Origin of the sequence: Chitinophaga lutea (assembly GCF_003813775.1) — a bacterium.
Taxonomy (GTDB): Bacteria; Bacteroidota; Bacteroidia; order Chitinophagales; family Chitinophagaceae; genus Chitinophaga; species Chitinophaga lutea.
This window is the reverse complement of record NZ_RPDH01000002.1, coordinates 1,128,588-1,152,206: the sequence shown is the minus strand read 5'-3', so window position 1 is coordinate 1,152,206 and position 23,619 is coordinate 1,128,588. Positions and strand designations below refer to the sequence as shown.

The following is a 23,619-nucleotide window of genomic DNA, read 5'->3' as shown; positions in this document are numbered from 1 at the left end:
GTAGATGAAAACCTTGGTATCCACGTTCCTGCTGCTGATGACCGTTATAGCCGCGCCCGCGCAGCAGCGCACGTACTGTAACCCGGTGAACATCGATTACGGCTATTGTCCCATCCCGAACTTCACCACCTGGGGCAAACACAGGGCCACGGCGGACCCGGTGATCGTCAACTACAAAGGCGACTATTACCTCTTTTCCACCAACCAGTGGGGGTACTGGTGGAGCAGCGACCTGCTCGGCTGGCACTTCGTGCCCCGTAAATTCCTGAAACCTTACCATCATGTATACGACGAACTGTGCGCGCCCGCGGTGGGCGTGATGGGCGACACCATGCTGGTGTTCGGCTCCACCTACAGCGGTAACTTTCCCATCTGGATGAGCACCAACCCGAAAGGCAACGAGTGGAAGGAAGCGGTGGATTCATTTGAGATCGGCGGCTGGGACCCTGATTTTTTTGCGGACGACGACGGACGGCTGTACATGTACAACGGCAGCAGCAACCGCTACCCGGTTTACGGCGTGGAGCTCGACCGCAAAACCTTCCGGCCGCTGGGCACACGGAAGGAGCTGTACCTGCTGGAAGACTGGCGTTACGGCTGGCAGCGCTTCGGTGAGTACAACGACAATACCTTTCTCGATCCCTTCATCGAAGGCGCCACCATGACGAAACACCACAACAAATACTACCTGCAATACGGCGCGCCCGGCACCGAGTTCAGCGGTTATGCCGACGGGGTAGTGGTGGGCGATCATCCGCTGGGCCCCTTCACGCCGCAAAAACATAATCCATTCGCTTACAAACCCGGCGGCTTTGCCCGCGGAGCAGGCCATGGGGCCACATTTAAGGATAATGACGGCTACTACTGGCATGTATCCACGATGGTGGTGTCGGTGAAGAATAATTTCGAGCGCCGCATCGGCATATGGCCGGCCGGGTTTGATAAAGACGATGTGATGTGGTGCAGCACCGCGTTCGGGGATTACCCGCATTACCTGCGCCGCGGCGAGGGCAGCGCATTCACCGGCTGGATGCTGCTGAATTACCAGCGGCCGGTAGCGGTATCGTCCACGCTCGGCGGCCACCTGCCCAATTATGCGGTGGATGAAAACATCAAAACATATTGGAGCGCGGCTACAGGCAATAAAGGCGAATGGATCAGCACCGACCTTGGCGCGGTAAGCACCGTGAACGCCGTCCAGCTCAACTATGCCGACCACGATGCGGAATTCCTCGGCAAACAGCAGGGCATCTATCATCAGTATAAACTCTATCATTCGGAAGACGGCCGCCGGTGGAAGCTGCTCATCGATAAAAGCGATAACCGGCGCGATGTGCCGCACGATTATATCGAGTTGCCGCAGCCGGTGAAGGCCCGTTTCATCAAACTCGAAAACATCCACATGCCCACCGGTAAATTCGCGATCAGCGGTTTGCGGGTGTTCGGCAAAGGCGCCGGAACACCGCCAGACACCATCCGGGATTTTGTGGTGCTGCGCACGGAGAAGGATAAACGAAGCGCCTGGCTGAAATGGGCGCCGGTGGAAAATGCCTACGCCTACAACATTTACATGGGCATCGCGCCGGATAAACTCTACAACTGCATCATGGTGCACGGGCAGAACGATTATTATTTCAAAGGGATGGACAGTCAGCAACCCTATTATTTTTCCATCGAGGCCATCAATGAAAACGGTGTGTCCCGGAGAGGTGCCGTGATAAAAGCGGAGTAAGCGGGTGTTCAATTCCGGACAGCCCCTTGTTTGAAAGCGAACAAGTAATAAATATATTACATTTGTTTCGTGTTAATTTACAGCGGATGGCCAGGGTGGTATGGAGTTCGCAAAACAATGGCCATATCTCTTCCGTTATGCTGAAAAACTACTTCAAAGTCATCTGGCGCAGCCTTAAAAAAGACCGTCAATCTTCTTTTTTAAACCTCATCGGCCTGTCAACCGGCCTTGCCTGCGCATTGTTCATTTACCTGTGGGTGATGGACGAACTGCGGGTGGACAAGTTCAATACGAAAGACAGCCAGATTTTCAAGGTCATGGAGCACCGCATCAAAGCCGATGGCATCTGGACCGCGCCCAGCACCTCGGGCCCTATGGCGGAGGCGATGAAGGCGGACATGCCGGAGGTGGTGTATGCCATTACGGAAGGGTCGGCAGCCGATGTTACGCTGACGGTGCAGCAGCAGGATGTAAAGGCTTCCGGGAAATATACCGGGAAGGACTTTTTCAATATTTTTTCTTACCAGCTGCTGCAGGGCACGCCGGACCAGGTATTGGCCGGGAGTAATTCCATCGTGCTGTCTGACGTGCTGGCGCTTAAACTGTTCAACACCACGGAAAACCTGATCGGTAAAACCGTGGAGTTCGGGCATAAAGATCAATACACGGTATCCGGTGTATATAAAAGCCCGCCGCCGAATGCGACGGAACAGTTTGATTTCCTGTTGCCAATCAGCATACTGTTTGAGACCCGGGAAAATATCAGGAGCTGGGGCAACACCGGACCCCGTACGGTCGTGTTGTTGAAAGAGGGAACGGATGTGGCGCAGTTCAATAAAAAACTGGCAGGTTTTGTAACACTAAAAACCAACGGGGAAACGAAGCACCGCACGCCTTTCCTCAAACCCTATGCTGAAAATTATTTATACGGCACATATGAAAACGGGGTCAATACCGGCGGACGCATCAGTTATGTAAAACTGTTCGGTATCATCGCCATCTTCATCCTGATCATCGCCGCGATCAATTTCATGAACCTGTCAACCGCCAAAGCCGCCAGGAGAATGAAGGAGATCGGCATCAAAAAAGTGGCCGGCGCCAGCCGTGGCTCGCTGATGCTGCAATACATGGGAGAGTCGGTACTGATGACTTTTATAGCGCTCATTGCCGCCGTGGTACTGGTGGCGTTGCTGTTGCCTGCATTTAACGATATTACCGGCAAACAGCTTGTTTTGTCGCTCGACCCTGCAATGATCCTCTCTTTCCTGCTCATTACCCTGTTTACCGGGCTCATCGCCGGGAGTTACCCCGCATTGTACCTTTCCGGGTTCAAGCCCATTACCGTGTTGAAAGGCAGGCTGGTCAGCTCCGCCGGGGAATTGTGGATACGCAAGGGCCTCGTGGTTTTCCAGTTCACCATTTCCGCGGTATTGATCGTTTCGGTGATGGTGGTGTACAGACAGGTGGAGTACGTGCAAAACAAGAACCTTGGCTACGACAGGGATAACATCCTCAGCTTCCGGCGCGAGGGGAAACTGCAGGCGTCCCAAGACCACCTGGAATCGTTCATCCGGGAAGTAAAGGCGCTGCCGGGTGTAAAGAACGCCTCCTATATCGCCCATAACATGGCCGGGCATAACAGCGGGACTTCCGGGGTGGAATGGACCGGCAAAAATCCGGAAGACCGTACCGAGTTTGAGAATGTAGCCGTGTCTTACGACATGCTGGAAACGATGGATTTTAAATTGAAGGAAGGGCGCACCTTTTCCAGGAATTTTGCATCGGACAGTAATGCCATCATTTTTAATGAGGCGGGGATCAAATTCATGGGGATGAAGGATCCGCTGGGCAAGCAGGTGAAGCTGTGGGGAGAGACCCGGGAGATCATCGGCGTGGTAAAGGATTTTCATTTTGAATCGCTGCATGAAGACGTCAAGCCGCTCTTCTTCCGCCTGAACCCCGGTGCTACTTACTCCGTTGCCATCAAGATCATGCCAGGTAAAGAACAGGAAACCATCGCCGGGCTTGAAACTCTCTACCGGCAGTTTAATCCCGGTTTCCCGCTGGCATACAAATTCCTCGACGAGGATTATCAGCAAATGTACACCGCCGAAAAAAGGATAGGTGTTCTTTCCCGCTACTTCGCAGGGCTGGCCATCCTCATTTCCTGCCTCGGCCTGTTCGGCCTGGCGGCCTATACCGCGCAACGCCGGCAGAAAGAAATCGGCGTGCGCAAAGTGGTGGGCGCCACCACGGGCAATGTGGTGGTGATGCTGTCGCGCGACTTTCTGAAGCTGGTGCTGATAGCAATCCTGATCGCCTTCCCGCTGGCCTGGTGGGCCAGCCACCAATGGCTGCAGGGTTTTGCCTACCATATTACGCCGAATGCCGGCATGTTCGTGATAGCAGGCTTCGCCACGCTGGTCATTACCTGCCTGACCATCAGTTACCAGGCCATCAAAGCCGCAATGGCCAACCCGGCCATCAGTCTGAAAGCCGAATAATCAAAAAAGGCTGAGTTGCTGCGAGGGCGGGGGAGGCGCTTCGTCGCCGAAGTTGGAGAGCGTGATGCCCAGCAGCCTGATTTTTACATCAACGGGGTCGGTTTTGAGCAGCAATTGTTTGGCGGTGGCCGCAATGGTGGCCAGGTCGCCGATGGGGTGGAAGAACGACTGGTTGCGGGTGATCTGGCGGAAATCGCTGTACTTGATCTTGAGCGTTACCGTACGTCCTTTAAGCTGGTATTTTTCAAGGCGGCCCGCTACCGTCAGGGCGATTTTGTCGAGCTCGGTATTCATTTCCTCCACGGTGGTAAGGTCGTACGCAAAGGTATCTTCCGCGCCCAGCGATTTGGTTTCGCGGTGGGGCTGCACTTCGCGCCTGTCTATCCCTCTGACGATGTTGTAATAAAAATGCCCGGTTTTACCGAAGAGCTGCACCAGGTTGTTTTCCGACAGCTTTTTCAGGTCTGCGCCGGTATGCAGGCCCATGCGCTTCATCTTTTCCGCCGTTACCTTTCCCACGCCGAAGAATTTCTCCACGGGCAGTTTCTCCATAAATCCTTCCACCTGTTCAGGGGCGATGAACGTCAGCCCGTCGGGCTTCTGCATATCTGAAGCGATCTTGGCCACGAATTTATTGACGGACACGCCTGCCGAGGCGGTGAGCTGCAGCTCGTCGCGGATGGCCTGTTTGATTTCACGCGCGATGGCGATGGCGGATCCGATATGGCGTTTGTCTTCCGTAACGTCGAGGTAAGCTTCATCGAGCGAGAGGGGCTCTATCAGGTCCGTGTACCGCCGGAAAATATCCCGTACCTGCTGCGATACTTCTTTGTAAGCGGCGAAGCGGGGGCGTACGAAAATGAGGTCTGCGCACAGTTGCTGCGCTCTTTTGGAAGGCATGGCGGAGCGGATGCCGTATTTGCGTGCTTCATAACTGGCCGTTGCCACCACGCCGCCACGCCCTTCGGGTGAGCCGCCCACCACGATGGGTTTGCCCCGGTATTCCGGGAAATCGCGCTGCTCAACCGAGGCATAGAATGCGTCCATATCCACATGAATGATTTTGCGAACGGTCATACCGCAAGATACAGAAACATTCAGGCTGCCGAACTACCGGGCCTGGTAACGGGGCATTACCAGCAGCTTCACGATGGTGTGAGCGATGGCCGACAGGCCGAAAGCCACCACAATGATCAGCCAGCGTTTCACCGGGGTGTCAAATACGTCGACAATGGGGGATTCGCCGGTGCCGGCATACATCGAAGCCAGGGCAAACAGGATACCGCCGCAAATCCAGAGGGTAAGGTGCGACCAGAGATACTTTTTTTTGTTATAGGTACCACGGCCGAAGGAGGTGAACAATAAAAACACGTGCGCAACGAAAAACAGGGCAGCGGCAACCGCTAACAGCGTAAAGGGAGTCATAGTGTATGGTGTTTAAGGATATATATTGTTAAATATAATGAAAAAAACCTTTATGGTATACGTTTTGTTCTATATGCAAACGTAAAATTCCAGGCATATGAGAGTATTACGCACTATACCTGTTCTGTTGCTGGTTTTAGGGGGATTCCTGGGGGCATCCGCCCAGACCAAAGCCCAGGTGAAAACATCCAAGTCGGACAAAATCAGGCAGTTAGTCCAGAGCCGGAACTATGTGTTCCAGGCGCAGTCGGTTTTCCCCATGAGGGGCCGCACCCGCCAGATCGGGGGAGAAGGATACGACGTGAGCGTGTCGAAAGACACCGTGAATTCCTACCTGCCGTATTTCGGCCGGGCGTACACGGCGCCGCTGGACCCCTCCAAGGGCGGTATCCAGTTCCTTTCCAAAGACTTTGAATACACGGAAAAGCCGGGCAAACGCGGGGGCTGGGATATCACCATTTCCCCGAAAGACGTACGGGATGTGCAGCAACTGTTTCTGTCCGTATCGGAAGACGGTTATGCTTCCCTCCAGGTCACCAGCGTGAACCGGCAGCCGATCTCTTTTAACGGTATAATCACGGAGAAACGGAGCAGGAAGAAAAAGTAGGATGATATACGCGTTTTTTACAGGCAGGCGGTCTTTTGGCCGCCTGTTTTTTTATGCCTGATCAAGCCTCTTTCTTTGAACGGAATCAGGTGAGGGAATTTAAAAGCCGCTGTTTGGCGGCTTAAATCGTTTTAGTACCGGTTTCCGCTTCCCTGGGCATCTTCGTTGCGTCGCAACCCGTTCATCGTACGGCTCAGGGAGCAGTAACCTTCTGCAGTCAGCGATGATCTAAGCAACTAAGATCCAAGGTGTTATTTACAATAATTTACAAAGTTTACATTTAAAATTTACAATCCTGACCCTTCAAGCCGAAAAGATCAAAGTAGCTTCGCTGTATCAGACTTTAACGGGATACGAAAAATAAAAGAAATCCCTTAAACGGAACTGACTTATAAGGAATAGATCTATGTTCATTAAACCTGAAAAACATGAAAAAAGTTATTTATGCGCTGTTCTTACCGCTGGTTGTGGTAAGCGGATTCGTATTCGCCAATCGCGAAATCAAAAATGACACTTCTGAAAAATCGACCTCCAAGCCATTCTCTGCTGCTGAAAGGGAAGCCGCAGTGAAAAAATGGGAGGCTACCCCTGGTGGTATAATGTACAAAAAATGGAAAGCGTCTCCCGACGGTAAAAAAGTGCTGGCCGGTGCGGCTAAAATAAGGAAGCATATAAGTGCTTTTACCGATATGGAGGCTGTTGTCACCTCTCTTTCTCTTCCGCCGGGATCAAGATTGGGTTTCGGGGTGATGGCCAGGATTGATGGTGTCGATTATATTGTAAAATTCGAGCCGGAAAAGTCTCAATTGGAGCAATTGCAGAGCCTGAAAGTCAACGACAAAATAATTATAAGAAGCCATACCGTATCGCACGCTCCCAAGTATTCCTATCCAATCGTATCGGGCGACTATGTAGAACGGGATGGTAAAATAATTTTTAAACGCGCCCCTCGAAACGGCGGTTGCTGAGTACATAAATTATGAAATACATACGCCTAAATACTTTGTTCTGGATGTTTGTTTTTCACACTTCCTGTGGACAAAACCAAACAGCAATAAAGAAGAATGTTATCAAGTCCGAAACCAAAGACACAGTCACTTCCTACGGGCCTAACGCAATGGTTCGGAAGGTAAAGCAGGATGGAAACGGAAACATTTTGATTGCTGCATCATGGGATGGTGTTTTTCGCTACGATGGAAAATCGTTTACCAATCTCACCAGTAAAGTGGGTTCGCACAGATTTTGGGATGTTCTCGAAGATCGACGCGGAATCCTTTGGTTCGCTTCCACTGATTCAGGGGTGTATAATTACAATGGGAAAACCTTTCAACATTTTACAACGAGGGAGGGACTTGCCAATAACAGGGTTATGTCCGTTTATGAAGATAGAGCCGGCAATATCTGGTTCGGCACCGGAGGTGGAGTAAGCCGTTACGATGGGAGATCTTTTCGAAATTTTACAACCAGAGAAGGACTTTCCAATGATGATCTTACTACGATCATGGAAGACAAAACCGGGAAATTATGGTTTGGCACAAGGGGCGAGCCCTGTTTTTATGATGGAAAAACATTTACCGTTTTCAAAAACAAAGACGGTAAGGCCTTTAACAACGTGTGGTCGATAATGGAAGATAAAAAAGGCAATATTTGGCTTGCTGACAATGATGGACTTTGGCGCTATGACGGCAGAACCTTTACCAAGGTATCGCAGAAGGGGGCTTTTGCCATAATCGAAGATAAAAATGGAAACATCTGGACCACCGGTGCGGATGAACCTCCCCGTATCGGGCAGGCCTGGTCGCTTTCCCGTTATGATCAAAAATCCTTGTACGATAAAATGCCCGCTGTAACCGAAATTATGTCAAGAGGACCAGCTTTGTTGGGGATTTTGGAAGCCAACGATGGAAGTATCTGGTTTGGCGCAGTTGATGGAGTGTATCGTTATGATGGAAAGACCATCACGGACTTTAAAAGTAAAGAGAGTCAGAAATAATGTGTGTAGCCGGCCATTTTAAGATGGAATTATGCTTCAGGCTGTACATTTTTCAGCATCGACAAGTGGCGGCGGACTTTTAATCACTAATACATAATTGACTTCATCGAGCCTGAAGGCCTTCTCGGTCTTCAGGCTTTTTTATTCCTGCATTTTTCGGTTTCACACGACGTCGCATTTTTTCTGTCCAAATATATGTTTTTGACTTAGAATGTCCTTAGCGCTCCATCTGACCCTGGCATCAACCCTTCTTCTTTCATTTCCCTGACAAGTTCATGTAATTCATCTTTTTCCTGCCGTTCCTGCAGCATCGTGCCGTTCCTGTTCACGAGTATTCCACCGAGGCGTTGCTGGCAGTATTTGGCGGCGTCCAGCATGGCGTCGAAAATATGCTCCGGATCGGCACTGCGGGGCACAGAAAATCCGAAAATCAGATCTCCGGGGTGCATATTGCCGGCTTTGATTTCTTCCGGTAAGAAATATCCGGGTGCTGTGGAGGTCCAGACGCTGAAATGCTGATCATGGCCGTAACCGGAATCGTAGTTGCTCCAGTGAAACAGGTCACCATCGCCCCAGGATAAACCAACACTCAGGAGTGCGTCCCAGGCTGCCATGCCATTGAATGGCCTTTCACCGTGCAAAACAATGATGGCATCGATATTGAATCCATGATAACGCTGAACGAGTTTCCGGGCCTTTACTACTGCATCTGCAACGGGTTCCATTGGCTGGAGCCTTGCGGCGACGGGGTACGACTTCATGCGGCTCTCCAGTTCCGTCAGATATCCCTCCAGTTTGCGGGAGTCAATCTCCGGCTCATCATCCTTGTAAATTTCTTTCAGGTCAACGGCGATGCGGATTTTGCTGAAGAGATCCGGTGCGCCGCCTGCAAAGGCAAAAGTCCACCTGTTATCGCCCGGTATAAGACCATAGATCTCGGATTCAAATTCCGTATGCCATTTAGCGTCGAACATGTTTCGCAGGTATTCCTTTCTAAGAGGTGCATCACCCGCAGGCGCCAGTTCGATGATCCAGGCTGTTTCAGGGTCTGGTTCGAACTTCATTTCTTCACCAGGAGCTTTTTCATCAGGCACAGACAATCTTGTTTTGTCCAGTATATGAGCAGCGTTTTCAGATGGGACGTCAAGGCCGAGCGACGCCAGCCTTTCGTTGCTTTGTGTTTGGGACGAGATGAAATATCCGTCGGTGGCAGGCCGCTGCTTATTGCGTGAAATGCTCACTGCGCGGAAAATGAGGTAGGTAAGGAGGGCGGCAAAAAGGAGGCTGGTGAGAATGTAGGTCATCATAAGGGATATATTTTTCGTATTGCTGCAGGTTGCCTTAAGCTGGTCTTATCATTATTGTTGCTGCGTTTTCCCGAATTCCAGCAGCCGCTGCCCCTCGCGCTGGCTTTCGTAATCGAGTTTGATCCAGTGCTCATCCTTTGCCACCTGCAGCACCCTGGCCTCATCGAGCCAGCCATCCCAATAGCGGCCGCCCTTTTCGGGGAACTGGCTCTGGTTACCGATGCCCACGGGATGATCGTCCGTTTTCCATTTGCTGTCGAAGAGCTCGGTGGCATCCAGCACGCCGTTAACGTACAGGCGCACGTACGGATGATCGTGCACGCCGGTGAGCAGGAACCACTGGCCGGTGACCATGTCGGTTTTGCCTACCACACACAGGTCGCCTTTCGGGTCAAGGCGCTCCACGCAGATTTCGATGAGGTCGGCGGGCGGCTTGTGCCATCCCCGCACCCCGAACTTCTGCAGGCGCCAGGAGTTGTCGCCTTTGGCGAACATCGTTTCGTAACCTTCCAGCACCCGTTTGGCGGCATCGCCCTTGTTGGAATAACTCCGCGCTTTGGCCCAGATCGAAAAAGTCAGCCGGTTGGTGAGGTCGAAGAGCTTGCGTTTGTCACTGTCTACCTTTATCCATTGTTTGCTGTGATAGTCGAATTGCTGCGCTTTGCCGAGCACGCCCGGGACAAGGCTGGTGGGCACCATGTTCACGCCGGTGGCATCGGCGGCGTTGGCCGTGGCGTCTTTATATCCTTCCGGTAATGTATTGCCCGGTTCGTTGAGGTGCCATACGCCTACAAAACCATCGGCGGCGGCAAACACTTCGTGCGGGCGGTTTTCATCGGGGGCTTGGTCGTTGCCCCAATGCAGGGTAATATTTTGCACGTCATTGTTGCCTTTGATGAGAGGTACTTTCACCCATACCAGGGCTTCGCGGTGAACGGGATCCCACCACTCGATGCTGTGCGGGAGAAAGGTGTTGCCGGATTGGGAGAAACGGATGTCGGCCCCGTTGCCTTTGGCGGTAGTAAAGTCGAAATTCCGGGCGTTCAGTTTTACGGCCAGCGGGTAGTTCCGCACATCGCCTTTGATATGTGCGCCTGCGGGCGTGGTGACAATGCGGATTTCTTTGTGATATTTCCAGGAACGGGCGTCCTGCGCCGTTGCCCGCGCGGTGAGGATAAGTAACAAAGGGACGAGGTAACGTTTCATACATGGAATTTACTCCGGGAATTTGACAAAATCTAATGGCCTTTGAATGCTTTCATTACCGCCTCTTTATAAACCGGGCTGAGGGGGACGCTCACATCGCCCGTCAGCAGCAGGTTTTCGGCCTTCACCAGCCTGATATGCCGGAGGGCGGCGATGTACGATTTATGGGTGCGAACGAATAGCTGCCGGGGAAGGGTTTCTTCCAGTTTTTTCATTGTGAACCGCGCGAGGTAACTGCGTGTGGGCGTGTACACTTTCATGTAGTCCTTCGCGCCTTCGATATAGAGAATGTCTGCATACGGAATGCGCAGCCAGGCGTCCTTTTCGCGGATGGCGAGGAAGTCCTCGCCGTTTTCGGCGGGCTGCGCTGCTGTGGCCGGCACTTTGGCGACGGCCTTCGCGAAACGCTCGTAGGAAAAGGGTTTCAGCAGGTAGTCCACCGCGTTCAGCTCAAATCCTTCCAGGGCATGTTCCGCATAAGCCGTGGTGAAAATCACTTTGGGCGGATTCGCCAGCGATTTGAGGAAGGCGATGCCGTTCATGAGCGGCATTTCGATGTCGAGGAACAGGAGGTCTATTTCCAGCTGCCCCAGCCGGGCAAAGGCTTCCATCGCATTGCGGCTTTTGGCCACCAGCGTGAGGCCCCCGGTTTGGAGGATGTATTGCTCGAGTATCTGGTGCGCTATCGGTTCGTCGTCTACGATCATGCAGCGTATCATATCAGTCGTTTAGTTGTATGCGAAGGGTGACCGTGAAAATTCTGCCGTTGCCGCCGGCCTGCAACTCATAACGGCCGGGATAATACAGCTCCAGCCGTTTCCGGGCGTTTTCGAGGCCGATGCCGCCGTATGGATGAGAGGGCGGCCCGGCTTCGAGGATGTCGTTTTCCACTACAAAGGTAAGGGTATGCCCGGCCTGTGTGAGGGAGCCGCGTACAAACCCGTCCGGGTTGATGCGGTGCGCGCCATGCTTGAAACTGTTTTCCACGAAGCTGATGAACAGGAGCGGGGCGATGGGGATGCTACCGTCGTTTATACTTACCTGGAAGTCGATCTGTGCGTCGGGGTAGCGTTTCTTCTCCATATCGAGGTAGTTGAGCAGGAACTCCGCATCTTTTTCCAGCGGCACTTTATGCTGCTGGCAGTCGTACAGCACATACCGCAGCATATCGCTCAGTTTGAGAATGAACGCCGGTGTGTCGGGCGACTGTGTAAGGCTCATGCCGTACAGGCTGTTGAGCGTATTGAACAAAAAGTGCGGGTGCAGCTGCGCTTTCAGCGATTCGAGCTGCAATACGAGGTTATCGGTTTCGAGGAGGTGTTTTTTTTCTTCGTTCTCGAAAGCATACCGTACAAAGAACACCGAAGAGAACGTGACGAAGTCCGTGGCCAGGATGCGCAGGTCCCAGCCCGAAAGCAGGTGCCGCAGGCGCAGGGAATCGAGCCGCCTGAACGATTCGAAGGTGCCGTCGAGCAGCGGCTGGCCGTTCCAGGCGGCGAAGAGCTCGCTCATCGTCCAGTAATTCAGCTTCGACACATACCCGAAATACACGATCACCATCACCGCGAACAGCCAGTACCACCGGCGTTTGAACAGCATGGGCGCCAGCCAGCGGTAATAAAGGATCATATACAGGCTGGTAGCGATGGCATACAGGAGGATGTTGCGGAAAGGGAAAACGGTATGCCCCACGTCCATCGCGGGCACAAACCGGAGGTAATAGTCGTATTTGTAAAGCGCCACGTACATCAGCCAGATAAACGCCTCATACAGATAAGGGAACCGGGATGCGCGCAGGGACGGTCGTTTTTTCATGCCTGTAAATTAATCGCAGCCGCTTTTGGAGGAAAGCGCTCGTCGACGAAACGGGTTTTTCGTCGACGAAACGACCCGCGTCCCGTTTGGCCGAAAACCTGCCGGGTGTTGTCGAAACCCGCTTGAAGGGGCTTTCCTTCCTGCCTTTCTTTGCTGCATAAAACCGAAAATATGAAAAAGATAATTGTACCGTTCCTCTTATTCATCTCCATACAACTGCCGGCCCAACAGAAAGACACCCTTCAGCTCAAAGGGGTGACGGTGGAGGGCCGTAAACCCTTTATTACCATGAAAGCCGGCAAAATGGTGCTGGACGTGGCGGCAAGCCCGCTTTCGGCGGGACAGCACGTGCTGGAGATCCTGCAGCTGGCGCCCGGCGTGCAGGTGGATGCACAGGGAAAGATCAGCCTCAACGGCAAAAGCGTAACGGTGTATATCGACGACCGCCCTTCCTACCTCAGCGCCGACGCGCTGAAAGCGCTGCTCACGGGCAAGCAGGGGCACAGCATCGACAAGATAGAGCTCATCAGCAATCCTTCCGCCAGATACGATGCGTCCGGAGGCGCGCTCATCAACATCCGCCTGAAAAAAGAAAAGGGGATGGGCACAAACGGCACCCTTACATTGGGCGCCGGGATGGGCGCGCACTTACGGACCAGCAACGGGGTGTTCGTACAGCACCGCAGCAAAAAAACAACGGTGTACGGCGGCTACGATTTCAGCCGCCAGCAGCGGGCTATGGCCGCCCAAACATGGCGCACGGCAAAGGGTTTCCGCATCGGCGGGGACGAGAACGGCACTACCGTCACTCAAAACCACCAGCTGCGCGCGGGCATCGACCATATGCTGAATACGCGTACCACCGCGGGCATTGCCGTCAACGGCATGTATGCCGACCAGGACAGCCGCCGCACCAGCACCGCCGCATTTTTCAGCAAACAGGCCGCGGCCGATTCCGTACTGACGGCTTCCACGCGGGGGGACGGCGGGTTTTTCACGCCGGCCGTCAATGCGTACCTGAAAACACGCCTCGACAGTACGGGCCGCGAACTGTCTTTTAACGGCGACTATTACACGTTTTCCCGCCGCCGCAACAACCTGTTCGATACCCGCACGGAGAACGGCGAGGCTTATACGCTGGAAGAACATTCGCCGCAGCTTATCCGCATCGGCGCACTGTCTGCCGACTACAAGCACCCATCCCGCATCGGGCAATTTGATGCGGGCCTGAAAACGATCTTCATCAAAACAGATAACGATACCCGCTGGCAGCAGGCAACAGCCGGCGGCTGGGTGAATGATGCCGGCAAAACCAATCATTTCATCTACAAAGAATGGATCGCTGCCGGTTACCTGAACTATAGCCGCGACTGGCAGAAATGGAGCCTGCAGGGAGGCCTCCGGCTGGAGAACACCAGCACCAACGGACGTTCCCTCACCAGCGGCGAATCTTTCCGCAGGCAGTATGTACGGCTGTTCCCGAATGTAGCCATCAAACACAGCCTGAACGCCGGGAATGAATTGTCACTGTCGTACCGCAAAAGCATCAACCGGCCGTCTTACGCCTATGTGAACCCTTTCCTGACCTTCGAGAACAAATACGCCTATTTCCGCGGCAACCCCGATCTGGGGCCTGAAATGGCGCATAACGCGGAACTGACGCATTCGTTTAAGAACACCCTGTTCACGACGATATCTTACATGCGCTATAACGGGGTGGTATCGCAGATTTACGAGCAGGACGAAAAGAGCAGGATATTGTATTCCACCTACGCAAACCTCCGCTATTCGGAGTGGTATTTCCTCGGGGTGAGTTATAACAAACAGTTTACATCGTGGTGGTCGAACAACACCTCGCTGCAGGGCGGCTACATCCGCTACCGGTTCGACTCCACCGCATTGCAGCCCTCGGTGCCCGGTTTCTTTTTCAGTACGGTGAACGCTTTCAGCATTCCGGATGTTTGTAATGTACAGGCCGCGTTCAGCTATTCGTCGCGCGTAGCGTCCGGCCTGCAGGAGATGAAAAGTTACTGGGGCCTGAATATCGGCGTGCAGCGGAGCATCTGGCGGAAACGGGCGGATATCAAGCTCAACATGACCGACATATTCCGCACCATGCAGCAGGGCAATATTTCCGACTACAACGGTGTGCGGGTGAAAAGTGAATCGTACAACGACAACAGAACCGTAACGCTCACGTTCGTGTACCGGTTCGGGCATAAAGACGTGCGAAGCGTCAGGGCCCGCCGCAGCGGCATCGAGCAGGAGCAAAACCGGATCAGCCGCTGATACAATTAATTTGGGACGTGTGAGAAATAAATAATACTTTCGTGTAATACATAACCTCGAAATATCCTTTGAATGAAAAACAGAATCCTTCTCATCGTCGTGATGATGCTGGCCTGCAGCGTAGCTTCGCAGGCGCAATTAAAACGGTTCAGCCTCGGGCCTTATGTAGAAGCGGGTTTTCCGGTAGGTGATTTTGCAGATGCCAATAAAACAGGGTATGGTGTGGGCCTGGGCGCCGACATCAAACTGATCGCCGGTTTTGGCGTAACGGGCTCTGTGGGGTACATGCGTTTCGGCGGCAAGGAAGTGGGTAATACCACCTTTTCCACCGTACAGGCGGTACCGGTAAGGGTAGGGTTGAAATACCAGCTGATTTCGATCCTGTATGTGAAACTGGAAGGCGGCGCCGCCAACTTCGTAGGCGACCTCGACGGTTCAGCTTTCATCCTCGCGCCCGGCGTGGGCATCCGCGTACTGGGCCTGGATGTGCAGGCGAAGTACGAGAACTGGTTCCGCGAAGGCGGCCTCGGGTTCTTCGGCCTGAAAGCAGGGTTTAATTTTTAAGCGGCATTACCTCGCATAAAAAAGCCTTTTAGAAGAGTGAAGAGCTCTTTTAAAAGGCTTTTGTCTTTTTTATAAATCGATCTTACTCCGTTGTGCAGGTCCCATCTTCACAAACCGCCCCCGGCGCTACATCGGCCGGCCGGCTTTCTTCCCATACTTTCTGCAGTGTCTGTTCGAATGCGTTCACCGGTTGTGCGCCGGAAACGGCGTATTTGTAATCGAACACGAAAAACGGAACGCCCCGGATGCCCAGCTGCTGCGCCTGCGCTTCGTCCGCCCGCACGGCATCCGTGTAAGCGTCTGACGTGAACAGTCCGGTTGTGTCGAGCCCGGCGGCGGCGCCGATCGCTTCCAGCGTTTCGATGTGGCCGATATGTTTACCGTCGGTGAAATAGGCGGTGAAGAGCAGTTCTTCCACTTCGTTCTGCTTACCCTGCTGCGCCGCGAGCTGAATAAGGCGGTGGGCGTTAAAGGTATTGGTGGGGATCACCTTGTCGAAATCGAACCGGATGCCGGTGGCCGCGCCGGATGCCTCTACCCGTTCTGTGGTGGCTTTGGCCTGTTCGGGCGACATCCCGTATTTTTTCGCCAGCAGTTCGTACTGGTTTTCGTTATAGTCCTTTTGTGCGCCCGGGTCCAGCTCAAAACTATGCCAGGTCACTTCCACTTCATCGCGGTGGGGGAATTTTTCCAGTGCCGCCTCCAGGTGGCGTTTGCCGATAAAACAGAAGGGGCACGCCACATCTGACCAGATATCAATCTTCATACATTCCAGTTTAAGGGCACAAATTTACGCCTTTTATCCCTTAAAACGGTTGAACGAGAACAGGGCCGCGTCCGGGTGCTTTTTGCCCTGTACGAGGCTGCAAACGATGCCGGCGGCGATCTGGCTGAAGGTGATGCCGTTGCCGCCGAAGCCAAGCGCGAAATAGGTGTGCGGCATGCGGGGGTATTCGCCGATATAAGGAAGGCCGTCGCGCGTGCTGCCGAAGGTGCCGGTCCAGCTGAACTCCGGCAAGAATGATGTTTCCGGGAAGTGCCCCCGGAAATCCTCTGTCAGCTGGCGGGTTTTGTGGTGCAGCAGTTTGTCGCGCCGCGCGGGATTGTAGTACGGTTCATCGCGCCCGCCTACGAGGATGCGATGGTCCGGGGTGGTGCGCATGTAGAGGTAAGGATCTTTGGTTTCCTAGATGAGGCAGTTTTCGTACCAGGCCGTAGCGGTTTCGCGATGCTCGCTGGCCACGGCGTAAGTGGAACGGAGCTCCACCACTTTTTCCCGGATGTATTGCAGCGACTCGTAACCCGTTGCCACGATGATCTTTTTCGTTTGCACCGTATAACCGCCGGCGGTAGTGAGCACCGCGCCTTTTTTGTGGGTCCGGATATCGGTGACGAGGGTTCTGTCGTACACCTGTGCGCCTTTTTTCAGGTTGTAGCGGTGCAGGGCGTGGGTGAGGAGGTAGGCGTCCGTTTGTGCGCCGGCGCGGGAATAAATGGCGCCGGGGGCATCCAGGCCGATGGTGTGTTTCACCGTATCGGCATCCCACAACAGTACATCAAGCCCCATCCGGCGGCGGGCTTTGTGTTCCGCTTCGATCAGCGGCAGGTCTTTTTTGTAAGAGGCGAGGTAGAGGCTGGGTTTCATGTCGAAAGGCACGCCCGGCAGGCGCCGGCTGATGGCTTCCAGCTCCCCGATGCTGGCGGCGCACAGGCGGTAGGCCCGTTCGGCGCCGGAGCGGCCTATCTGTTTGATGAGGCGGGTGAGCGGCACGTCTATTTCATATTGCAGCAGCGATGTGCTGGCCACCGTGCTGCCCAGGCCGGCGGTGCGGGCATCGAGCACGATGCAGTCGATGCCTGCCTGCACAAGCGCATGGGCGGCGAGCGCACCGGAAATACCGCCCCCGATAACGGTCACGGTTGTACGGAGGTCGCTACCGAGCTTTGGATAATCATTGGGCAGGCCGTATTTTACCAATGAATAGGGGTAACCGGATTGCAGATGCATACGCGCTGTTTTGTTTGAACCAGGTTGTCCGGAAGCGGACGGCCATTGTACTGAAACGGACAACAGCCGGAAGTCAACTGATTGATTAATAGTGATTTGAAAGATGGTATGGTTTTTAATCCTCTCCAGTAATCAACACAAAATCTATACCCAATGTTTCGCAATCATTTCAAAATAGCGCTTCGCCAGCTGTGGAAACACCGGACTTACACGGCCATCAACCTGGTTGGCCTGGCGATCGGCCTGGCTGCATGCTGGGTGATTTTGTTGTATGTGGGGAACGAATGGAGTTACGACCGCTTCCACCGGCAAAGCAGCCGCATCTACCGCACCGCCGTACTGGCATCGTGGCCGGGCAGCGACCTGCGCCTGGCCACTTCCTCGGCGCCATTCGGGCCCGCCTTGAAGGAAAATTACCCCGAGGTGGAAAACTACACCCGGGTGCTGACGGAAGGCGGCGGTTTGCTGAAAGCGGGCGATAAGCGCCTGCAGACCGATGCGGTGATCCTGGCCGACAGTACTTTCTTCAGCATATTCACGTTCCCGCTGCTGGCCGGCGATCCTGCCAGGGCGCTGGCGGCGCCGGACGCCGTGGTGGTGTCCGAGTCGCTGGCCCGCCGGCTTTTCGGTAGCCCGGCCGCGGCCATGGGGCAGCAGGTGACCTGGGATTTACGCCAAACGAGCACCGTTACGGGCGTTATGCGGGACGTGCCGGCCAACTCGCATATGCGGTTTGAAGCGGTGCGTTCGCTGCCGGGGGATATGAGCTCCCGCTGGCAAACTTTCGACCTTTATACCTACATCCTGCTCAAACCGGGCGCCCATGTGGCCACCCTGCGAAACCGCCTCCCCGATTTCTACGACCGGTACATGCGGGCGGAAATGGGCGAGGGGGTGGATTTCCGGATGGAACTGCAGCCCGTCACCGATATACACCTGCACTCCACGCTCGATTATGAGCTGGGCCCCAATGGCAGCGCGCGGAATACCTATCTGTATACGCTGATCGCCGTATTGATCCTGCTGATCGCCTGCATCAATTACATGAACATATCCACGGCACGTTCGTCTGTCCGGCTCAAGGAAGTGGGCGTGCGTAAATCGCTGGGCTCCGTCAAACAACAGGTGGCGGGCCTGTTTCTCACCGAATCCGTACTGCTTACGTTGATGGCGGCGGTGCTGGCCATTGTGCTCACGTCGGTAGTGCTGCCTTATTTCAACGTACTGGCACAAACCGAACTTTCGCTCTGGCAATACGGGATGGGATATACGTTACTGGTACTGGGGCTGTTTGCCTTGCTGGCGGGGCTGCTGGCAGGCACTTACCCGGCCTTTTTCATGTCGGGTTTTAAAACGGTGAACGCCCTCAAAGGAAAACTCACCAGCCGTTTGGGCAATGCCTCGCTCAGAAAAGGCCTGGTGGCGTTCCAGTTTACCGTGGCCATTGTGCTGATCGCCGTGTCGATCGTATGCTGGCGGCAGATGCGGTATTTGCAGGAGAAAGACCTCGGGTTTCAGAAAGACCAGGTGGTGACGTTTCATTTGCACGACCGTGCCGTGCGCAACCAGATCGCGGCCATCAAAGCGGAACTGAAAAAAAGCCCCTATATCGAAAGTGTAGCGGCTACCAGCAATCCCATCGGCCGTAACAACATCAGTTCCAACGGGTTCAAAGCAGAGAAAGACGGGAAGTTTGAAGAAGCCTCCCTCATCACCCAAAACTTCAAGGCGGACGAAGACTTTGTGGCCACGATGGGACTGCAAATGGCCGAGGGGCGCAATTTCAGGGCAGATCAACCGGGCGACCGGTACAACGCCATCCTCGTGAATGAAACGATGGTGAAGGAACTGGGCCTGCAAAACCCGGTCGGCAAAAGGGTGCAGTTCACGGCCGATACCGTGCGCGAACGGCGGATCATCGGGGTGGTGAAAGACTTCCACATCTATTCCCTGCAACACAGGATCGCGCCGGTGGCGCTGATGATGGCGCCAGAGCCGTCATGGGAAGACAACCTGTACGTGCGCCTGCAGAAAGGCCATATCCCCGAAGCGCTGCAGCACATCCGGCAGGTGTACGACCAGTTTGAAAAAAACTATCCCCTAGAAATAAATTTCACCGACGATGATTTTGCCCGTCAGTATGCGGCCGAGCAAGCGCAGGGGCGGGTGTTCCTCATTTTTACAGCGCTGGCCATTTTTATCGCCTGCCTCGGCCTGTTTGGGTTGGCGGCCTTTACCGCCGAGCAGCGTACCCGCGAAATAGGTATCCGCAAGGTGCTGGGGGCGTCGGTGGGCGATATCACCGGCATGTTGTCGCGCGACTTCCTGCGGGTGGTGCTGCTGGCCTCCGTACTGGCGGTGCCGTTAGCCTGGTGGGCGATGCACCGCTGGCTGGAAGATTTTGCTTACCGTATTTCCCTCAGCTGGTGGATGTTTGCGCTGGCCGGGGTGCTGGCGCTGCTGGTGGCAGTGGGCACGGTGGGCTACCAGGCGTTGCGGGCCGCACTCAACAATCCTGTCAACAGCCTGCGGTCGGAATAATGCTTATTTTTACGCTGTTATGCTGATCAAGGAACATCATCTAAAAGGCATGGTGGAAGGGAAAATCAAACTCGCCTTCCGCAAATGGAACCGGCCCACCGTCAAAACCGGCGGGCGGCTGACTACTCAAATGGGAGTGCTGGGCATCGACGCGGTAGACGTGGTGAGCGCCCGCAGTATCACCGATGCCGAAGCCGTTCAGTCCGGCTTCCCTTCCAAAGCCGCACTGCTGGCTGAACTGAATAAACACCAGGGCGAAAAGCTCTACCGCATACAGCTCCACTACGAAGGAGAAGACCCCCGCATCGCCCTACGCGAAAACAGCGAGGTATCCGACACCGAAACGGCGGCCATCCTCCAGAAACTGCACAACATCGACGCCCGCAGCGAATACGGGCCGTGGACCAAAAAAGTGATGGGCCACATTCTCCGCCACCCGGAAATGAAAGCCGGTGATATGGCCATCGATCTCAACATGGACAAGGAATGGCTGAAGCTCAACATCCGCAAACTCAAAGCGTTGGGGCTCACCGAAAGCACGAGCCCCGGTTACCGGCTCAGCCCGCGGGGAGAGGTGCTGCTGGAGGCGTTCAAAAGGAAGGGCTAGGGAAGCAGTTTTGCCGGCATTCATCCGGCTGCAGGCAAGGGCGTTTTCGCAGCATATATCTGACCCTGTGGCGTGTTCCGGTTTATCCATGCAGCGTTGGCGGTATTGAGGGAGGATTCCCCTTTGGTCCGTGGCGCATACATTACTTTTCGGCCCGACCGGCAGGGTGGACGCCATCCTGCGCGCACCCGCAGCCGTACCGCAGTTCCGTCTCCGCTTGTCATTTCCCGCTTTTTAAAACGGAATATTATCCCTAGTTTAACGGCTTATAACAAAATCTTAATATGCCTGCACAACAGCAACACAAGCGCTGGCTGTCCGTCCTGATGGGATGTATATGCCTGCCGGCGGCATTATCGGCGCAGCAGAGCGCATCGAAATACAATGCCTACAAAGCCTTTGAGCCCTTATTTTATGAATCGGAAGGAAACGATATCCGCACCGCCAGCGGAAGGCCGGGTAACCAGTACTGGCAGAATTCGGCTGACTACAAGATCGACGTGACGTTTGACGAAACTAGCGAAAACATCAGCGGCACGGTTATCATCACTTACAAAAACAACAGTCCGGAAAACCTCCCGTTCCTCTGGCTGCAGCTCGATCAGAACATTTACCAGCCCGGTTCCCGGGGTATTGCCGTAACCCCTGTGGGCGGCGGCCGCTGGGCTAACCGGAACTTCAACGGCGGTTACACCATCAGCGGAGTGTCGTTCCTGAACGCCGGTAAAGAACAGGCTGCCAAACACGAGATCACCGACACCCGCATGCGTGTTGAAATGCCGCAGCCGCTCAAAGCGAACGGCGGCACGGTGCAACTGAAAGTAAAATTCGCCTTCAATATCCCGCAATACGGTACAGACCGGATGGGCATCCTGCCGACCAAAAACGGCAAGATCTACGAGATCGCCCAATGGTATCCCCGGATGTGCGTGTTCGATAACGTACTGGGCTGGAATACCCTGCCGTACCTCGGTCAGGGCGAGTTCTACCTCGAATACGGCAATATCGAATACAACATTACCGCGCCGGCCAGCCACATCGTGGTAGGGTCCGGGCAACTGCTCAACCCGGCCGAAGTGCTGACGCCCCAACAGCTGCAGCGCTACAAACAGGCCGAACAAAGCGATAAAACGGTGATGCTCCGCAATGTGGGCGAAGTAACGGATGCGGCTACACGGCCGCGGAAAGACCGCCTCACCTGGAAATTCAAATGCCTCAACACCCGCGACGTGGCCTGGGCTTCCTCCGCCGCATTCGTGTGGGATGCCGCCCGCATCAACCTGCCCGGCGGTAAAAAAGCGCTGGCGATGAGCGCCTATCCTGAAGAAAGCGCGGGCGACTCCGCCTGGCGCCGCTCTACCGAGTTCGTGAAAGGCTGCATCGAGCACTATTCAGAAAAATGGTATCCTTATACCTACCCCGTAGCCGTGAATGTGGCCGGTATCGTAGGCGGCATGGAATACCCCGGGATCGTGTTCTGCTCCGCCCGCTCGCAAAAGGCCGGCCTGTGGGGTGTAACGAACCACGAGTTCGGGCATAACTGGTTCCCCATGATCGTGGGCAGCAACGAACGCCGCTTCGCCTGGATGGACGAAGGGTTCAACACCTTCATCAACAGCCTGGCCGATCAGGCCTTCAACAAAGGAGAGTTTTACAACAAAGGCCGGGATCGCCACGCCGCCAGCCGCATGATGTTCTTCGATTCCGCCAGCGCCATCATGCACCGCGCCGACGTGATCCGGACCAGCAGCCTGGGCCTGCTCGCATATTACAAACCCGCCATGGGCCTCGAGCTGCTGCGTGAGGAAGTGCTCGGGGAAGAGCGGTTCGATAAGGCATTCAGGTATTACATCGATAACTGGGCTTTCAAACATCCCACGCAGTGGGACTTTTTCCGCGCCATGGAAAACAGCAGCGGAGAGAGCCTCGACTGGTTCTGGCGCGGCTGGATCATCCACAACTGGAAAGTGGATATGGGCGTGCAGGGCGTCACCTACGCCAACGATACCACCGCCATCGTGGCCGTGGAATGCCTGGAACAATGCCCCATGCCGCTGACCGTGGAAATCAAAACCGCCAACGGCAAAACAGAGCGCGTGAAATTACCTGTGGAAGTATGGCAGGGCGGCTCCATCTGGCGTTTCCGCCACCCGGTGCCCGCCGGCGTAAAAGTGGAGAGCGTAGTGGCCGACCCCGACAAACGCCTGCCTGATGTGAACAGTACCAATAACACCTGGAAACAGGGCGTTTAAGCACCGTATACCGCATTACAACGAGGCTGTTCCCGACGGGACAGCCTTTTTGTTTTAACCCATGCGGATGGCTTCGTAAAACTGTTTGACGTAAGTGTCGCCGATGGGCACCGTATGCGGGCCGGTGAAGATGCGCTGCCTTTCCACGCTGTCTATCTTGTCGATCGCCACGATGAACGATTTATGCACGCGCACGAAACGCTGCGGCGATAAGATCTCCTCGAAGCTGCGGAGGTTTTGCAGGGTGAGTATTTTCTGGGTGCGCGTCTGGATGGCCACGTAGTTGCGGAGGGCTTCCAGGTAGAGGATATCGCCGAGGTTGACCCGTACGATCCGTTTGTCTGTGCGGATGAAGATGAATTCGTTGTGTAAGGCCGCTGTGGGAGCGGCTTCTTTCTGTGTGTTTTTCTGCAGCACTTTCTGTACCGCTTTGGCGAAACGCTCGAAGGAAACAGGTTTGAGCAGGTAGTCGGTGGCATCGTACTGGAAACCGTCGAGGGCGTATTCGTCGTACGCGGATACGATGATGATATCGGCCGCGCCCTGCCTGATCTGCATGAATTCGATGCCGGTGAGCTCCGGCATCTGTATGTCGAGGAAAATGAGGCCTACCTGCGGTTCCTGCTTCAGGAACGCGAGCGCCTGCAAAGGGTTGGAAAAACTCTGCAGCAGTTCCAGTTCCGGCGTTTTGCGGATGAACTCCGTGATCACCTGGATGGACAGCGGCTCGTCGTCTACTACAATACATTGAATGGCCATAAGCACCCTA

Annotated in this window: 18 protein-coding genes and 1 pseudogene; 10 read left to right on the top strand and 9 right to left on the bottom strand. The window is 54.5% G+C overall.

Features of this window, described 5'->3' with window-relative positions; genetic code table 11:
* Positions 1–4: 4 nt before the first annotated feature.
* Positions 5–1,732 carry a family 43 glycosylhydrolase gene (locus EGT74_RS16895; RefSeq protein WP_123847752.1) on the top strand — a complete coding sequence of 576 codons (1,728 nt, stop codon included), beginning with the start codon at positions 5–7 and terminating at the stop codon, positions 1,730–1,732.
* Positions 1,733–1,869: 137 nt separating this feature from the next.
* Positions 1,870–4,236 carry an ABC transporter permease gene (locus EGT74_RS16890; RefSeq protein ID WP_123847751.1) on the top strand — a complete coding sequence of 789 codons (2,367 nt, stop codon included), beginning with the start codon at positions 1,870–1,872 and terminating at the stop codon, positions 4,234–4,236.
* Here the strand turns inward: EGT74_RS16890 and dinB are convergent, their stop codons facing one another.
* Positions 4,237–5,313: a DNA polymerase IV gene (gene dinB / locus EGT74_RS16885; RefSeq protein ID WP_123847750.1), complete on the bottom strand. Its 1,077-nt coding sequence runs from the start codon at positions 5,311–5,313 to the stop codon at positions 4,237–4,239. It abuts the gene before it with no gap.
* A 33-nt stretch (positions 5,314–5,346) separates the two neighbouring features.
* The gene (locus EGT74_RS16880) at positions 5,347–5,661 is read right to left on the bottom strand and encodes a hypothetical protein (protein WP_123847749.1); all 315 of its coding nucleotides are present in this window, start codon (positions 5,659–5,661) and stop codon (positions 5,347–5,349) included.
* A 97-nt stretch (positions 5,662–5,758) separates the two neighbouring features.
* Here EGT74_RS16880 and EGT74_RS16875 point away from each other — a divergent pair, with 97 nt between their 5' ends.
* The 3 genes from EGT74_RS16875 to EGT74_RS16865 all read left to right on the top strand — a co-directional run bounded on the left by EGT74_RS16875 (position 5,759) and on the right by EGT74_RS16865 (position 8,261).
* Complete coding sequence (locus tag EGT74_RS16875) at positions 5,759–6,268, top strand: DUF4251 domain-containing protein (protein ID WP_123847748.1); 510 nt, start codon at positions 5,759–5,761, stop codon at positions 6,266–6,268.
* Between the two features lie 428 nt (positions 6,269–6,696).
* The gene (locus EGT74_RS16870; protein WP_123847747.1) at positions 6,697–7,236 is read left to right on the top strand and encodes a hypothetical protein; all 540 of its coding nucleotides are present in this window, start codon (positions 6,697–6,699) and stop codon (positions 7,234–7,236) included.
* A gap of 11 nt (positions 7,237–7,247) precedes the next feature.
* Positions 7,248–8,261, top strand: a complete 1,014-nt coding sequence (locus EGT74_RS16865; RefSeq protein WP_123847746.1) for a ligand-binding sensor domain-containing protein — start codon at positions 7,248–7,250, stop codon at positions 8,259–8,261.
* Between the two features lie 206 nt (positions 8,262–8,467).
* Here EGT74_RS16865 and EGT74_RS16860 read toward each other — a convergent pair whose 3' ends face one another.
* The 4 genes from EGT74_RS16860 to EGT74_RS16845 are packed head-to-tail and all read right to left on the bottom strand — an operon-like array spanning position 8,468 to position 12,589.
* On the bottom strand, positions 8,468–9,568 hold the full coding sequence (locus EGT74_RS16860) for a cell division protein ZipA C-terminal FtsZ-binding domain-containing protein (RefSeq protein WP_123847745.1): 1,101 nt from the start codon (positions 9,566–9,568) through the stop codon (positions 8,468–8,470).
* Positions 9,569–9,619: 51 nt separating this feature from the next.
* Complete coding sequence (locus tag EGT74_RS16855; RefSeq protein ID WP_123847744.1) at positions 9,620–10,774, bottom strand: DUF2341 domain-containing protein; 1,155 nt, start codon at positions 10,772–10,774, stop codon at positions 9,620–9,622.
* Between the two features lie 32 nt (positions 10,775–10,806).
* Entirely contained in the window at positions 10,807–11,493 is a 687-nt protein-coding gene (locus tag EGT74_RS16850; protein WP_123847743.1) for a LytR/AlgR family response regulator transcription factor, read from the bottom strand.
* A 1-nt stretch (position 11,494) separates the two neighbouring features.
* Positions 11,495–12,589 (bottom strand): sensor histidine kinase, encoded by a 1,095-nt coding sequence (locus EGT74_RS16845; protein ID WP_123847742.1) that lies wholly within the window; start codon positions 12,587–12,589, stop codon positions 11,495–11,497.
* A 171-nt stretch (positions 12,590–12,760) separates the two neighbouring features.
* Between EGT74_RS16845 and EGT74_RS16840 the strand changes: the two genes are divergently transcribed.
* Both EGT74_RS16840 and EGT74_RS16835 read left to right on the top strand, forming a co-directional pair.
* Positions 12,761–14,878, top strand: coding sequence for an outer membrane beta-barrel protein (locus tag EGT74_RS16840; protein WP_123847741.1), 2,118 nt, complete (start codon positions 12,761–12,763; stop codon positions 14,876–14,878).
* Positions 14,879–14,950: 72 nt separating this feature from the next.
* A complete protein-coding gene (locus tag EGT74_RS16835) occupies positions 14,951–15,442 on the top strand; it encodes an outer membrane beta-barrel protein (protein ID WP_123847740.1) in 492 nt (163 codons plus the stop codon).
* An 82-nt stretch (positions 15,443–15,524) separates the two neighbouring features.
* Here the strand turns inward: EGT74_RS16835 and EGT74_RS16830 are convergent, their stop codons facing one another.
* Both EGT74_RS16830 and EGT74_RS16820 read right to left on the bottom strand, forming a co-directional pair.
* Positions 15,525–16,208: a DsbA family oxidoreductase gene (locus tag EGT74_RS16830; RefSeq protein WP_123847739.1), complete on the bottom strand. Its 684-nt coding sequence runs from the start codon at positions 16,206–16,208 to the stop codon at positions 15,525–15,527.
* Positions 16,209–16,241: 33 nt separating this feature from the next.
* A pseudogene (locus EGT74_RS16820) lies at positions 16,242–17,450 on the bottom strand (NAD(P)/FAD-dependent oxidoreductase).
* A 153-nt stretch (positions 17,451–17,603) separates the two neighbouring features.
* Here EGT74_RS16820 and EGT74_RS16815 point away from each other — a divergent pair.
* From EGT74_RS16815 to EGT74_RS16805, 3 genes are all read left to right on the top strand, one after another.
* Positions 17,604–19,991: an ABC transporter permease gene (locus tag EGT74_RS16815; protein WP_123847736.1), complete on the top strand. Its 2,388-nt coding sequence runs from the start codon at positions 17,604–17,606 to the stop codon at positions 19,989–19,991.
* A 19-nt stretch (positions 19,992–20,010) separates the two neighbouring features.
* Positions 20,011–20,598 carry an ASCH domain-containing protein gene (locus EGT74_RS16810; protein WP_123847735.1) on the top strand — a complete coding sequence of 196 codons (588 nt, stop codon included), beginning with the start codon at positions 20,011–20,013 and terminating at the stop codon, positions 20,596–20,598.
* Positions 20,599–20,882: 284 nt separating this feature from the next.
* Positions 20,883–22,850 carry a M1 family metallopeptidase gene (locus EGT74_RS16805; RefSeq protein ID WP_246008234.1) on the top strand — a complete coding sequence of 656 codons (1,968 nt, stop codon included), beginning with the start codon at positions 20,883–20,885 and terminating at the stop codon, positions 22,848–22,850.
* A gap of 54 nt (positions 22,851–22,904) precedes the next feature.
* On the opposite strand, the gene EGT74_RS16800 is transcribed toward EGT74_RS16805, so the two are convergent.
* Positions 22,905–23,609: a LytR/AlgR family response regulator transcription factor gene (locus EGT74_RS16800; protein WP_123847734.1), complete on the bottom strand. Its 705-nt coding sequence runs from the start codon at positions 23,607–23,609 to the stop codon at positions 22,905–22,907.
* Positions 23,610–23,619: the final 10 nt, after the last annotated feature.

Bases quoted from the DNA above. Each gene is read 5' to 3' on its own strand.
- EGT74_RS16895 (WP_123847752.1), top strand. From the start codon at position 5: ATGAAAACCTTGGTATCCACGTTCCTGCTGCTGATGACCGTTATAGCC.
- EGT74_RS16890 (WP_123847751.1), top strand. From the start codon at position 1,870: ATGCTGAAAAACTACTTCAAAGTCATCTGGCGCAGCCTTAAAAAAGAC.
- dinB (WP_123847750.1), bottom strand. From the start codon at position 5,313: ATGACCGTTCGCAAAATCATTCATGTGGATATGGACGCATTCTATGCC.
- EGT74_RS16880 (WP_123847749.1), bottom strand. From the start codon at position 5,661: ATGACTCCCTTTACGCTGTTAGCGGTTGCCGCTGCCCTGTTTTTCGTT.
- EGT74_RS16875 (WP_123847748.1), top strand. From the start codon at position 5,759: ATGAGAGTATTACGCACTATACCTGTTCTGTTGCTGGTTTTAGGGGGA.
- EGT74_RS16870 (WP_123847747.1), top strand. From the start codon at position 6,697: ATGAAAAAAGTTATTTATGCGCTGTTCTTACCGCTGGTTGTGGTAAGC.
- EGT74_RS16865 (WP_123847746.1), top strand. From the start codon at position 7,248: ATGAAATACATACGCCTAAATACTTTGTTCTGGATGTTTGTTTTTCAC.
- EGT74_RS16860 (WP_123847745.1), bottom strand. From the start codon at position 9,568: ATGATGACCTACATTCTCACCAGCCTCCTTTTTGCCGCCCTCCTTACC.
- EGT74_RS16855 (WP_123847744.1), bottom strand. From the start codon at position 10,774: ATGAAACGTTACCTCGTCCCTTTGTTACTTATCCTCACCGCGCGGGCA.
- EGT74_RS16850 (WP_123847743.1), bottom strand. From the start codon at position 11,493: ATGATACGCTGCATGATCGTAGACGACGAACCGATAGCGCACCAGATA.
- EGT74_RS16845 (WP_123847742.1), bottom strand. From the start codon at position 12,589: ATGAAAAAACGACCGTCCCTGCGCGCATCCCGGTTCCCTTATCTGTAT.
- EGT74_RS16840 (WP_123847741.1), top strand. From the start codon at position 12,761: ATGAAAAAGATAATTGTACCGTTCCTCTTATTCATCTCCATACAACTG.
- EGT74_RS16835 (WP_123847740.1), top strand. From the start codon at position 14,951: ATGAAAAACAGAATCCTTCTCATCGTCGTGATGATGCTGGCCTGCAGC.
- EGT74_RS16830 (WP_123847739.1), bottom strand. From the start codon at position 16,208: ATGAAGATTGATATCTGGTCAGATGTGGCGTGCCCCTTCTGTTTTATC.
- EGT74_RS16815 (WP_123847736.1), top strand. From the start codon at position 17,604: ATGTTTCGCAATCATTTCAAAATAGCGCTTCGCCAGCTGTGGAAACAC.
- EGT74_RS16810 (WP_123847735.1), top strand. From the start codon at position 20,011: ATGCTGATCAAGGAACATCATCTAAAAGGCATGGTGGAAGGGAAAATC.
- EGT74_RS16805 (WP_246008234.1), top strand. From the start codon at position 20,883: ATGCCTGCACAACAGCAACACAAGCGCTGGCTGTCCGTCCTGATGGGA.
- EGT74_RS16800 (WP_123847734.1), bottom strand. From the start codon at position 23,609: ATGGCCATTCAATGTATTGTAGTAGACGACGAGCCGCTGTCCATCCAG.